This is a genomic window from Bariatricus sp. TF06-38A (genome assembly GCF_027690675.1).
GTDB lineage: Bacteria > Bacillota > Clostridia > Lachnospirales > Lachnospiraceae > Allocoprococcus > Allocoprococcus comes.
On sequence record NZ_JAQFCE010000001.1, the window covers coordinates 391,039 to 404,448 of the forward strand.

Annotated in this window: 6 protein-coding genes and 2 tRNA genes; 6 read left to right on the top strand and 2 right to left on the bottom strand. The window is 42.3% G+C overall.

Translation table 11 applies throughout. From position 1 onward, the window contains the following. The first annotated feature begins 22 nt into the window (after positions 1–22). The 4 genes from aspS (at position 23) to PG418_RS01890 (ending at position 9,970) form a co-directional block, all read left to right on the top strand. Complete coding sequence (aspS, locus tag PG418_RS01875; protein ID WP_195509935.1) at positions 23–1,816, top strand: aspartate--tRNA ligase; 1,794 nt, start codon at positions 23–25, stop codon at positions 1,814–1,816. A gap of 56 nt (positions 1,817–1,872) precedes the next feature. Then, a complete protein-coding gene (locus PG418_RS01880) occupies positions 1,873–5,070 on the top strand; it encodes an RICIN domain-containing protein (RefSeq protein WP_498836976.1) in 3,198 nt (1,065 codons plus the stop codon). An 18-nt stretch (positions 5,071–5,088) separates the two neighbouring features. Then, the gene (locus tag PG418_RS01885; protein ID WP_498836977.1) at positions 5,089–8,643 is read left to right on the top strand and encodes an RICIN domain-containing protein; all 3,555 of its coding nucleotides are present in this window, start codon (positions 5,089–5,091) and stop codon (positions 8,641–8,643) included. Between the two features lie 157 nt (positions 8,644–8,800). Then, positions 8,801–9,970: a M20 metallopeptidase family protein gene (locus PG418_RS01890; RefSeq protein WP_346996795.1), complete on the top strand. Its 1,170-nt coding sequence runs from the start codon at positions 8,801–8,803 to the stop codon at positions 9,968–9,970. A 190-nt stretch (positions 9,971–10,160) separates the two neighbouring features. Here the strand turns inward: PG418_RS01890 and PG418_RS01895 are convergent. Beyond that, positions 10,161–10,233: transfer RNA gene (locus tag PG418_RS01895), tRNA-Gly, on the bottom strand. Positions 10,234–10,493: 260 nt separating this feature from the next. Between PG418_RS01895 and PG418_RS01900 the strand changes: the two genes are divergently transcribed. Next, positions 10,494–10,566: transfer RNA gene (locus PG418_RS01900), tRNA-Gly, on the top strand. Positions 10,567–10,993: 427 nt separating this feature from the next. On the opposite strand, the gene PG418_RS01905 is transcribed toward PG418_RS01900, so the two are convergent. After that, a complete protein-coding gene (locus PG418_RS01905) occupies positions 10,994–11,872 on the bottom strand; it encodes a hypothetical protein (protein WP_270476136.1) in 879 nt (292 codons plus the stop codon). Positions 11,873–12,091: 219 nt separating this feature from the next. Between PG418_RS01905 and PG418_RS01910 the strand changes: the two genes are divergently transcribed. Beyond that, positions 12,092–13,378, top strand: coding sequence for a homoserine dehydrogenase (locus tag PG418_RS01910; protein WP_498836978.1), 1,287 nt, complete (start codon positions 12,092–12,094; stop codon positions 13,376–13,378). Positions 13,379–13,410: the final 32 nt, after the last annotated feature.

The window sequence follows — 13,410 nt, forward strand, 5'->3', positions numbered from 1 at the left end:
AAACGCAGGAGGATAAATTAGAATGGCAGAGTCAATGACAGGACTGAAAAGAACACATCGGTGTGCAGAGCTTTCAGAGGCAAACATCGGTGAAAAAGTAACCATCATGGGATGGGTACAGAAGAACAGAAATAAAGGTGGACTGGTTTTTGTAGATGTACGTGACCGTTCCGGACTGATCCAGGTTGTTTTTGAAGAGGGAAGTACAGATAAAGCGCTTCTTGAGAAGGCAGCAAAGCTTAGAAGTGAGTTTGTTGTAGCAATCGTGGGAACTGTTGAAAAACGTTCCGGTGCAGTTAATGAAAATCTTGCAACAGGTGCGATTGAGATCAAACCGGAAGAACTCAGAATTTTATCTGAATCTGAGACACCTCCGTTCCCGATCGAAGAGAATTCCAAGACAAAAGAGGAAGTACGTCTGAAATACCGTTTCCTTGATCTTAGAAGACCGGACATCCAGAGAAACCTGATGATGAGAAGCCGTGTGGCTACCCTCGCACGTCAGTTCATGGCAAAAGAAGGATTCCTTGAGATCGAGACACCGTTCCTGATCAAGAGTACACCGGAAGGTGCAAGAGATTACCTGGTACCGAGCCGTATTCATCCGGGAAGCTTCTATGCACTTCCGCAGTCACCGCAGATCTTCAAACAGCTGCTGATGTGCTCCGGATATGACCGCTATTTCCAGATCGTAAAATGTTTCCGTGATGAAGACCTTCGTGCAGACCGTCAGCCGGAATTTACACAGATGGATATGGAACTTTCTTTTGTAGATGTTGATGATGTCATTGATATCAATGAGAGACTGCTTGCACATCTGTTCAAAGATGTACTGGATATCGATGTACAGCTCCCGATTCAGAGAATGACCTGGCAGGAAGCAATGGACAGATTCGGTTCTGATAAACCGGATATCCGTTTCGGCATGGAGCTGGTTAATGTGACAGAGACTGTCAAAGACAGCGAATTTGTTGTATTTAAGAATGCGATTGAAGCAGGCGGAACTGTCCGTGGTATCAACGCAAAAGGCCAGGGTGGCATGGCCAGAAAGAAGATCGACAAGCTGGTTGATTTTGCAAAAGGTTATGGAGCAAAGGGACTTGCTTATATTGCAATCCATGAAGACGGAACTGTCAAATCTTCTTTCTCAAAATTCATGACGGAAGAAGAGACAGCAGCGCTGATTAAAGCGATGGCTGGAGAGAATGGAGACCTTCTTCTCTTTGCGGCAGATAAGAATAAAGTTGTATGGGATGTTCTTGGTGCACTCAGACTGGAACTGGCACGCCAGATGGAACTCCTTGATAAGAATGAATACAAATTCCTGTGGATCACAGAATTCCCGCTTCTTGAGTGGAGTGATGAACAGAACCGTTTCACAGCAATGCATCATCCGTTTACCATGCCGATGGAAGAAGACCTTCAGTACATCGACAGTGATCCGGGAAGAGTCCGTGCAAAAGCATATGACATCGTTCTGAATGGTAACGAGATCGGAGGCGGAAGTGTCCGTATCTTCAACCAGGAGATCCAGAGTAAAATGTTTGAAGTACTTGGATTCACACCGGAACAGGCACAGGAGCAGTTCGGATTCCTTCTGAATGCATTTAAATACGGTGTGCCGCCACACGCAGGACTTGCTTACGGTCTTGACCGTCTGGTTATGCTGATGGCAAAACAGGACAGCATCCGTGACGTGATCGCGTTCCCGAAGGTAAAAGATGCATCTGACCTGATGACAGAAGCACCGGAGAGAGTTGATCCGAAGCAATTGGAAGAGCTTGGACTGGAGCTGGAAGAGCATACAGCGGAATAAAACAGAGTAAGGTATGATGTGGATGCATCATACCTTTTTGTCTACAAGGAGAATTTATGAGGAAAAAGAGAAGAACAGGCTATTTCATAACGGTGGCTGCGCTAGTATGCAGTCTGATTGGGAACAGTGTGGTTGTTTCGATGGCAGCAGATCAGGAATACAGTGAAGTTGAAGTTCAGGAGAATAAAAATCCGGATAATGCGGGAAACGAAAATGAGACTGATAAAGTTATGGATTCGGATGAACCAACTGAAGAGCCAACTGAAGAGCCAACTGAAGAGCCGGCAGAAGACCTAGCGGAAGAGGATTCAACAGAAACAGATTCGGAGATGAAAGATGATGCAGAACTCAAAGATTCTGATCAGCAAGAAGAAAAAGAAATGGCCATGCGGGAACGATTGGATCTACTTGCGGAAGAAAACAAAGGTTTAATATCAGAGGGGAATAATCTTATTAACACTGTACTGGATACCTATATGGCGATGAACACTGTGGATGGGGGAACTAAGAATGGTACAGCAATCTGTCTGTGGAATGAAAACCTTGCGAGTACCCAGCAATGGGAAGTGATTTGTGATGAAACAGGATATTTGACATTTCTGAATAAAAAATCAGGGAAAGTACTGGACGTATCGGGCGGAAATGCCAAAAGCGGTACAGCGGTACAGCTTTATGATGCTAATGGAACTTATGCGCAAAAATGGATTGCGATAGAAGAAGAGGCTGGAATTCGTCTGGTATCAGCGTTGGATGAGAATCTTGTGTTGGATGTAGTAAATGGAAAAAGTGCGCAGGGAACGAGACTCCAGATATGGTCAGACAATGGTACACCGGCTCAGAGATGGAAGATTCGAACCGTAGAAGATATATATACAGAGATGGATCAGAAAGCAGCAGAAAGCATAGATGCTTTAGCGGATGGAATTTATGTGATTCGCAGTGGACTGAGCAGAAGGCAGGTGCTAGATGTATCTGGGGGGTCAAAAGATAACAGCGCAAATATCCAGATTTACGAATCCAATACGACTGCTGCGCAAAAGTGGAAAGTGACACATGATGAAAAAGGTTATCTTACGTTCATCAATATGGGTTCAGGAAAAGCATTAGATGTTGTGAATGGGCTGGGGAATTCTGGAAATAATGTAGCGCAGTATACGAGCAATGGAACACGTGCGCAGAAATGGATTGCTGTAAGGTTAGAAAATGGAAAATATCTGTTATATTCAGCTCTGACAGAAAATCTTGTGATTGATGTGACAGGAGCAAACATAAAAAATGGAAGTAATGTGCAGGTTTATCGCAAGAACGAAACAACTGCCCAGCAGTTTTTATTTACAAATACAACTGCTGAAATTGGAACATGTGAAGATTTTGGAATCAGTGAAAACTGGTATGAAATTGTACCTAAAAGTAACGAAAAGTCAGCAGTAGATATATCAGGTGCGTCTTCAAATAATGGAGCAAATGCACAGATTTACAGCAGAAATCAGACCTATGCCCAACTTTTTAAGTTTGTTTATGAAGAGGGATATTATCGTATCCTGTGCGCACAGACAGATAAGGTATTGGAAGTTGCAGGAGGGGATGTTGTCCCGGGAACAAATATCAGGCAGTGGAGTTCTGTGAAAGATAAAAAAGATCAGTTGTTTTCAGTCTGCGTCAATGAAGACGGAACTTATACATTTAAAAATGTGGCAAGCGGACTTACTGTAAGTCTCGCGAATAAAGCAGGAAGTTCAGGAACCAATTTGCAGGGGGAAGAAAGCAGTGAGGGAGATGAACAGAGGTTTTATCTGGTGAGACGGACAAATCTGATGCAGGAAGGCATTTATTCAATCAGTACATGTCTGGATGCAGGAAAATGGCTTGATGTGAAAAATGGATCAATGTCAGATGGCGCAGGAATCCAAATCTGGCAGGGAAATGGAAGTCTTGCGCAAAAGTGGAAGATTATGGCAGTAGAAGGGAGAGAAAATACATACTCATTTGAATCTCTGGTATCGGGATTGATGCTGACTGCAGACGTAAATGGAAATGTTGTACAGATGAAGGAAAGCGGGGAGGAAGATCAACAGTGGATGCCTACAATTTCAAAGGGATATCTTATTCTGAAAAATGTAGGAAACGGAAAAGTTCTTGACGTTGCAGGTGGTACAAATAAAAATGGAACAAAAGTACAGACATATGCTGCGAATTCCACAAATGCGCAGCGTTTTCGTATAGATGGGACATCGGTGATTGCTAATGGAATTTATCTTATACAGATTAGCAGTAACCGGAAGCAGGTAATTGATGTAAGTTCAGGATCCAGAAAATCAGGAGCGAATATTCAGACATGGGAGTCGAATAATACCGGTGCGCAGAAGTGGAATATTACCCGGAATTCAGATGGTACATACAGCATCGTTAATGCAAAAAGTAAGAAATATCTGGATGTACTTAATGGATCGGGAACAGCCGGGGCAAATGTTCAGCAATGGGATGGCAACGGTTCAAATGCACAGAAATGGAAGATTACGTATACTGGGAAAGGTGGATTTAGAATCAGTTCAGTACTCGGCGATGCGTTAGTGCTGGATGTTTCGGGGGAAAATAGCTATAATGGGGCAAATGTTCAGGTTTACACAGATAATGCAGGTAGAGGACAACGATTTTCCTTTGTATCTACAAGTTATACACCGGAGCCCGTTAACCTGGGAGTTCCATGTGTGCAACAGTATCCAGAACTTCCAACGGGCTGTGAATCGGTTGCACTTACGAATGTGCTGAAATATTATGGATATAATATTGGAAAGTCGACAATAGCAGATTCTTATCTTCCACGCAGTAGTTGGAATTTTGTAACCTGTTTTTGGGGAAATCCACATAGTTCTAACGGTAATTGTACTTCTGCACCAGGTCTTACCAATGCAGCCAACGGTTTTCTGAAGAGTCACGGAAGTAATAAACGGGCGTATGATGTGTCAGGCAGTTCCTGGCAGAAGTTGTATGATTATCTGGATGAAGGAAATCCTGTTATTATATGGACTACAATTTATCAGCAGTTTTTAGGTGCATGTTATGCTTCACAATGGTATAATGGAAAAGAATACAGAACTTATACGAATTCGCATACGGTGGTTTTAAAAGGATATGATAGAAACAAGAATGTAGTTTATCTGTCAGATTCCATTTCCGGTTATCTGACAGAAGATGCAAATTGGATCAGTATGCTTTATACAGCACGAGGTATGCAGGCAGTAGTTATAAGGTAAAAGGGGGAAGGATGGAAGATGAAGAGTAATGTGATTAGAAAGCTGCTTCCGGTAATGCTTATGATTACATTGACAGCAGGGATTGCACCAGTATCTTATGCAGCAGCGGAAGAACCTGCGCAGCAGACAGAGGGCGTGGACGAAGAGCCAGTGCAGGATTTCGAAAATGAAGATGCAGATGATCAGATATCGGATGGGAATAATCAGACTGAGGAAGCAGAAGAAGTCAGAGAACCAGAAGTCAGGGGACCAGATTTAAATGCATCAGAAGATGATTCAGAGGATACAGATGCAGTGCAACAGGATAAATCCGAGAAAGTGAAGACGCAGACTGAAACAGAGAATATGGATGAGCTGGCTGGTGTATACAGAGATGTGATTCCAGATGGTGAATATGTGATCGGGGAAAAGGGAAGCCGTCAGGTGCTGGATGTTAAAAATGGATCAAAAGCCGACAGTGCAAATGTACAAGCATATCAATCAAATATGACGGCTGCACAGAGATGGAAAGTGGTACATGATTCAAAGGGTTATCTTATTTTATCGAACACTGGTTCAGAAAAAGCACTGGACGTAAATGGTGGCATTGCCGCGAATGGTCAGAATGTACAGCAATATACGAAGAATATGACAGCAGCACAGAAGTGGGTAGCTGTACCAAATGAAGAGGGAACAATTATTCTTTATTCAGCACTTGGTAAGAAACTGGTTCTCAACGTGACAGACAGTAACAATGTGGAAATTTGTGAAAAGACAGATACAAGTGGAACGGATTTTGCTTTTTACAGTACGCAAACAGAGACGGTGAAAAGTGAACGCACGATAGAAGATGGAACCTATCTGATTACAAATGGAGATCAGACACTTGCTATAAACAGTGGTTCTGATGGAAGCGGGGTCCGGAAAGTTTCCAAAGATGGAAAGTCCGCGAAAAAGGCTTTTTACATAGCATACAATGAAAAAAAAGCAGCGTATACGATTTGTTCAGTATATTCAGGCAGATTTCTGGATGCAAATTTAGGAGATGTTGTTCCGGGAGCTGTAGTTTCAGCATCTGGAACAGAAGCCGGAAAAGCATTACAGAGATTCTGGAAGATTGAGAAGGACGAAAATGGTCAGATGTATATCCGAAATGCGGCAAACAATCAAATGTTAGGAAGTGCAGCAGACGGAGAACTGATTACAGTTCCGGCAGATGATGAGAGAGTAGTAAGATGGACGTTTGAACAATCTGATTTTTATTGGAGCGAAAAAGAGATTGATACTTTTGCGGCAACAAAAGCAGAAAATTCGGATCTGACAAATGGGATCTATCAGATTACAACGTCAATAAAGACAGAAATGACCCTGGATGTGTTGAACGGATCAAAGAATGATCGGGCTAAAATTCAGTTATATGAGTCAAACAATACGAATGCGCAGAGATGGAAAGTCGAAGCTACAGGAGACGGATATGTAAGAATTGTGAATATTGGATCCGGAAAAGTTTTGGATGTGAGCAATGGTACAGCTAAAAGTGGAACAGCTGTACAGCAATTTCAAAGTAACAATTCCAGGGCGCAGAAATGGATTCCTGTAAAAAATGAAAATGGAACCTATACATTTTATTCAGCTTTGGGACGGAATCTGGTATTAGATGTGTCAGGGGCGGGAAGTGCAAATGGAACGCAGATTCAGATCTATGATTCTAATGAAACACCAGCACAGATGTTTAAAGTCTATAATACAAAAGTGGTCGTAGCATCGGAAGGGAAAGTGCTCGAAGATGGTTACTATGCACTGACTTCCCTTGCGAATAATAAGATGGTTTTGGATCTGAGTGGCGCAAATTCTGCAAATGGCACAAAAATGCAGATGTATCAGTCTAATGGAACACTGGCTCAATGCTTTGAAGTAAAGTATTGTAAAGATGGTTATTACAGACTGCGAATTGTTGCAACTGCGAAAACGGTGGATTTAAAAAGCGGGGGACTGATTCCGGGAACGATTGTTCAGGAATGGCAAAACGATGATAATACCAAAAATCAGAGATGGGTTATCCGGAAAAATGAGGATGGTTCCTATACTTTGATTTCAGCAGCGAATGGTCTTGCTATGGATGCGGGCAAAGCTGTTTCCGGTGAAACAGTTACAACACAGGAAACAACAGAAAGTACAAACCAGAAATGGCAGTTTGTTCCATTTAAAGCATCTGTAAGTGAAGGCTGTTATATTGTTGAGTCTGCACTTGCTTCACAGAAAGTGATTGATATCACAAATGGAAGTACTGCAGTAAATGCGAATGCGCAGTTATATTCTTATAATAAGACGATGGCACAGAAGTGGCAGGTTCGCACAACAGAAGATGGATATATTACATTACAGAATGTAGGATCAGGTCTTTATCTGACAGAATCAGGAAATAATGTATGTCAGGCAAATAATTCAGGAGATACAGAAGCTGCACAATGGAGTTTAGAAGTGCAGATGGGAGGTGGATATATCCTTATCAATAAGGCATCTGGAAAAGCGATGGATGTATCAGGTGGAAATACTGCGAATGGAACCAATATCGGAACCTATATAGTGAATGGAACAAAAGCACAGGCATGGAAATTTAACAGTGCAAGTATAATTGAAACCGGATTTTACGAATTTGCACCACTCACAAATACAGGACTCAGGATGGATGTAGCAGGAGGTTCTTCAAATAATGGTGCAAACGTTCAGGTGTATTCTTCAAATGGAAGTTATGCGCAGCGTTGGTGGGTAAGAAGTGCGGGAAATGGATGGTATACGATTACATCCTGCTGTTCAGCAAAACTGCTGGATGTACAAAATGCATCTACAGCAGCCGGTGCAAATGTACAGCAGTATCAGAATAACGGAAGTAATGCCCAAAAATGGAAATTTGTTATGGGAGAGAAAGGAATTCAGATTGTATCTGCACTTGGAAATGTAGTGGATGTCAAAAATGCATCTGGAAAATCAGGTGCAAATGTTCAGGTATGGAGCAAAAATTCTTCAGATGCACAGCAGTGGAGGATATATACAGCAGCAAGACCGAATAAGATTGGATGGCAGAATCCGTCAGGATATCCACAGGTGAGTTCGAAAACAGTTGTACTTCCAAGCTATTGTACAGGTTATTTTACTTATGTATCGCCTTCAACGATTGCATATGATGCAACTCGTGAAGATTGTATTAATGCATTTATCAAACGTGCATATGAGTATATTGGAACAAGATATATAGAACCTTGGTCAAGCTGGCCGGGAGATGCAGTGGATTGTTCGGGATTTGTATTACAGTGTTTATATGCAACTGGCATGGATTTAGGAATTTACAATCCTTATAATCACAGATGGCAGGCATGGCAAACCTATAATTCTATGAATTGGTACAGAAATAATACCTTTAAGCCGGTAAGTACATCAAATATGCAGAGAGGCGATCTGATTTATTACAATGGACATGTGGCAATTTATCTCGGAAATGGAATGATGATTGATTCATGGCCGAATCAGGGAGTAGGTATTCATCCAGTGTCAAGTCGTGGAACGGTGATTGGAGCGGCAAGACCATATGTGTAAGCAAAAGTAAGTGAAAATATTTTATTAAAGAAAAATGGAAAATGAACATTTTTTCACAGAGAGCAGGAATGCCTGTCAAAGTGAAGAAATGTTCATTTCTTTTTTTGTAGCGAAATTCTATAATAATGGTAGTTGAAATAAAAGGAGGATGGGATATATGGCACATAAAATTTTAGAAGAAGCGCAGGAAATGAATGATCTACTTATTAAATGGAGAAGAGATCTTCATCAAATTCCTGAGACGGATCTGGAACTTCCAAAGACGGTGGAATATATCAGTAAACGTCTGGATGAGATGAATGTAGAATACAAGGTATTTCCTGAGGTTTCAGTGATTATCGCTCAGATTGGAAAAGGGGATAAATGTTTTCTTCTGAGAAGTGATATGGATGCGCTTCCGGTAGAAGAGGAAACGGGACTTGAATTTGCATCAAAGAATGGCTGTATGCATGGATGCGGACATGATCTGCACGCTACGATCCTTCTTGGAGCGGCAAAAATTTTAAAGGCGCATGAAGAAGAACTGCCGGGCGTGGTCAAATTATTGTTCCAGCCAGGTGAGGAGACCTTCCGCGGAGCGAAAGCAGCAGTGGAAGCAGGAGTCCTGGAGAATCCGCATGTAGATGCTGCCTTTGCAGCGCATGTATTTGCGGCAATTCCATATGGAACGATCGGATATGGTGTGGAAGCCATGGCGTCTGTATATGGCTTTAAAATCACCCTTACAGGACGTGGCGGACACGGTTCTGCACCGGAGGGCTGTATTGACCCGATCAACGCTGGTGTAGAAGTTTATCATGCTCTTCAGGCACTGATCGCCAGGGAATGTCCACCATCAGCAGAGGCAGCACTTACGATTGGACAGTTTACAGCTGGTAATGCAGCAAATGTAATTCCGGAGCGCTGCGTGCTTCAGGGAACACTAAGGACATTTAATGAAGAAGTAAGGACGATGCTGATCCGGAGGATCAATGAAATTGTTCCGGCTGTTGCAGCAGCTTATCGTACTACATGTGAAATCGAAGAACTCAGCAATGTTCCGAGTGTAACTTGCAATGAAGAACTGAATGCAGAGTATATTAAAAGTGTTGAGTCTCTTGAGAATCCGGGAACAACGATTAACGGTGGATTTCATGTCATGGGATCCGAAGACTTTGCCGTGATTTCGGCAAAAATACCGGCAAGTTATTTTGTAGTCGGAGCCGGAGTGGAAGATCAGAGTAAATGGAAAGGACAGCATAATCCAAAGATTCTGTTTAATGAAAAAGCATTACCGCTTGGCGCAGCCATGTATGCGAAGATTGCAATGGACTGGCTGGCAAAATAGAAGAGTAGATCTATAAGGTTAGAATAAATAAAAAGAAGGGATCAGGCTTTTACAAAAAAGTGAAAGCGGATCCCTTTTTGTGTATCTGGCACAACTCTGACAAATGGGGTCTTTTGATTTAATTAAAAGTTTAATCAGAAATTTACATGAATGAAAAAAGAGACTTATGAAAATCATAAGTCTCACCAAGAGCGACAGACGGGACTCGAACCCGCGACCTCCACCTTGGCAAGGTGGCGTACTACCAACTGTACTACTATCGCATCTATTAAATTGTGTTCATCAGAACAATATCTACTATACAGTACAAAGAAGGAATTGTCAACGAAAAAATGAAGAAATTCTGTTCTACTTTTTGCGGAGATTCAATAAGTTTTCTGTTAATCAGACAAAAAATGATTTTAACAGAATAATAGGCGAAGACAAGTAGAAAAGTCCGACATATAAAATTGAAAATATACTTGACCAATTGATAGATATATTGTATAGTATTTATTGTTCTGATGAACAACAAATAATGAATGCGATAGTAGTACAGTTGGTAGTACGCCACCTTGCCAAGGTGGAGGTCGCGGGTTCGAGTCCCGTCTGTCGCTCTTGAATTAAGAACTACATGTTGCGTGTGGTTCTTTTTTTGTGCATACAATGAGCCAAATACAGATTTTCACACCTATGCTGATTTGTGCTTGCACAAGGATCTGCATAGGTGTGAAAATCTGTATTTGGCGAATGTACATCATCGAGCTGCTAAGCGAGATGGTGTACGTTCGCCGGGGGTTCGTGTTCACACGAAACCCTGGCTCATTACTAACTATAAATATCCCCTGGTACCCATGCAGATTTGTGCTTGCACAAGGATCTGCATGGGTGTAAAAATCTGTATTTGGCGAATGTACATCATCGAGCTGCTAAGCGAGGTGGTGTACGTTCGCCGGGGGTTCGTGTTCACACGAAACCCTGGCTCATTACTAACGTAAAAAAGACTGGCATCGAGCCAGTCTTTCATCATAACTATTCTTTTTTTTATTTCAGGAAGAACCAGTATCCTGCAAATGCAGCAGCTGCGATGATCAGGAAGATAAGGATTACAACAAGCACAACAGGAAAATGTCTCTCATCATCGTCATCTTCTTCGTCTAACATATTCTGATAGTTCTCACGCATCTCCTGTTCACGTTTTTCACGGACATGCTTTGGTGGGATATTAGAATAGGTCTGTTCTTTTTCTCCCTCTGGAGTGGAAAGATCAGGTGCAGTAATTTTAAGTTCATCCTCTTCATCAGAAATGATACGTGTGCTGGAATTGTCAATTGCATGTACCGGTTTGGCTTCTTCCGGACGTTTCTTTTTCGGACGTGGACGAACTTTTTCCCGGCTTTCTTCCTGACCTTCTGCATATTTGAGAAGTGGACGGTCTGAAGTAGCAGGGCGTTTCTTTGGATGCGGTCTGGATGGCTGTTCTTCGGAAGAACCTTCTGTCTTCGGACGAGGTTTTCTTACCGGTCTTTCGCCTTCGGCAGCCGGGTTCGGATGTTTTTTCTTCGGATGAGCCGGTACTTCTGGATTAGCAGAAGAAGCGGTCCGCTTTTCGGCGTTTTCCGGAGATACCGGACGTTTTTTCTTTTTCTTTGGCTGGGCAGGACGTTCGGCAGAAGCTTTTTCTCCTTCGGCAGCCGGGCGCTTTTTGTGTGGCTTTTCTGCAGCCTTACCGGCTTCAACTGTTTTTTCAACCAATGCTTCTTTTGCAAGCTTTTTTTTCTTTTCACGCTGTTTATCTAAATTCCACTGCTTTTTACAGTCGCGGCAGATTGCGAATTCATTGTAGATTGCTTCACCGGCTTCATTTTCGCCTATTTTTTTGTTCTTGATCTCAAGATCCTTTTTACAAATCGGGCACTGCATGATTTATCTCTCCTCCTTGGTTTTTTAATATGTATCTACTCCCTTATTAAATGATGTAAATGTTAAAAATTATGTTTAACATTTACATCCTTAAATACATAGAATCATACATTTATAATGTTATCACGTCCCCAAAAGATGTCAAGAAAGTTCTTTGAATATTTACAAAAAAGTGCTAGAATAAAATGGATTTACTATAGATTAGGAGGACGCGAAGATATGACAGATACAAAGACGATCAAAGTAGGATTACTTGGACTTGGAACAGTCGGAACAGGTGTTTATAAATTGATTGGACGCCGCAGTGAAGAGATGCAGCAGAAGACCGGCGCCGCTCTTGAAATAAAGAAAATCCTGGTACACAACATGAAAAAAGTAAGACAGGGTGTAGATCAGAATCTGCTGACAGATCAGTGGAAAGAGATTATAGAAGATGATGAAATCCAAATCGTGATCGAGGTGATGGGCGGAATTGAGCCAGCGAAAACGATGATCACAGAAGCACTGAAAGCAGGGAAAAATGTAGTAAGTGCAAATAAGGATCTGATCGCAGAATATGGAAAGGAACTCTATGACGCTGCGAAAGAAGGTAGCGCTGATTTCCTGTTTGAAGCAGCGGTAGCAGGAGGGATTCCGATCATCCGTCCGCTTAAGCAGTGTCTGGAAGGCAACCAGATCGATGAGATCATGGGAATTGTCAACGGTACGACTAACTATATCCTGACAAAGATGTTTGAAGATGGAATGGATTTCACAGAAGCACTCGCAAAGGCGACAGAGCTTGGCTATGCAGAAGCGGATCCGACGGCGGATGTGGAAGGCCTGGACGCAGGACGTAAGGTGGCAATCATGGCTACGTCAGCATTCCATTCACAGGTGAAATTTTCGGATGTCTATACGGAGGGAATCACAAAGATCACAGCAGCAGATGTAAATTACGCAAAAGAGATGGGAAATGTGATCAAACTGATCGGTATTGCGAGAAATACATCTAATGGAATTGAAGCAGGTGTTTATCCGATGATGATCGATAAGAAACATCCGCTCGCTACCGTAAGAGATTCCTTTAATGCTGTTTTTGTACACGGAGATGCAGTTGGGGATATCATGTTCTATGGAAGAGGAGCAGGAGAACTGCCGACCGCAAGTGCAGTTGTCGGAGATGTGATGGATGTTACAAGAAATATTGTATGGAACTGTACCGGAAGAATCGGATGGAGCGCATACAAAGAGCTTCCGATCAAGGAATTTGCGGACGTCAAGAATCGTTTCTTTATCCGTATGCAGGTGAGTAATGAACCGGGAGTACTGGCAGCAATCGCGAAAGTATTCGGAGATCATAAGGTAAGTATCGAACGTGTGATCCAGGAACAGGCAAAAGCGGCAAAGGCAGAACTTGTCATCGGGACATCCGCAGTCAAGGAATACCATCTTCAGGATGCACTGGAGGAATTAAAAGAAATGCCGATCGTAAGTGAGATCAGCAGCATTATCAGAGAATATTAAAAGGCACAGCATTGGAAAAAGGAGTAATCAGG

Excerpts from the sequence above, each read along its gene's own strand:
- aspS (WP_195509935.1), top strand. The coding sequence starts at position 23 with ATGGCAGAGTCAATGACAGGACTGAAAAGAACACATCGGTGTGCAGAG.
- PG418_RS01880 (WP_498836976.1), top strand. The coding sequence starts at position 1,873 with ATGAGGAAAAAGAGAAGAACAGGCTATTTCATAACGGTGGCTGCGCTA.
- PG418_RS01885 (WP_498836977.1), top strand. The coding sequence starts at position 5,089 with ATGAAGAGTAATGTGATTAGAAAGCTGCTTCCGGTAATGCTTATGATT.
- PG418_RS01890 (WP_346996795.1), top strand. The coding sequence starts at position 8,801 with ATGGCACATAAAATTTTAGAAGAAGCGCAGGAAATGAATGATCTACTT.
- PG418_RS01905 (WP_270476136.1), bottom strand. The coding sequence starts at position 11,872 with ATGCAGTGCCCGATTTGTAAAAAGGATCTTGAGATCAAGAACAAAAAA.
- PG418_RS01910 (WP_498836978.1), top strand. The coding sequence starts at position 12,092 with ATGACAGATACAAAGACGATCAAAGTAGGATTACTTGGACTTGGAACA.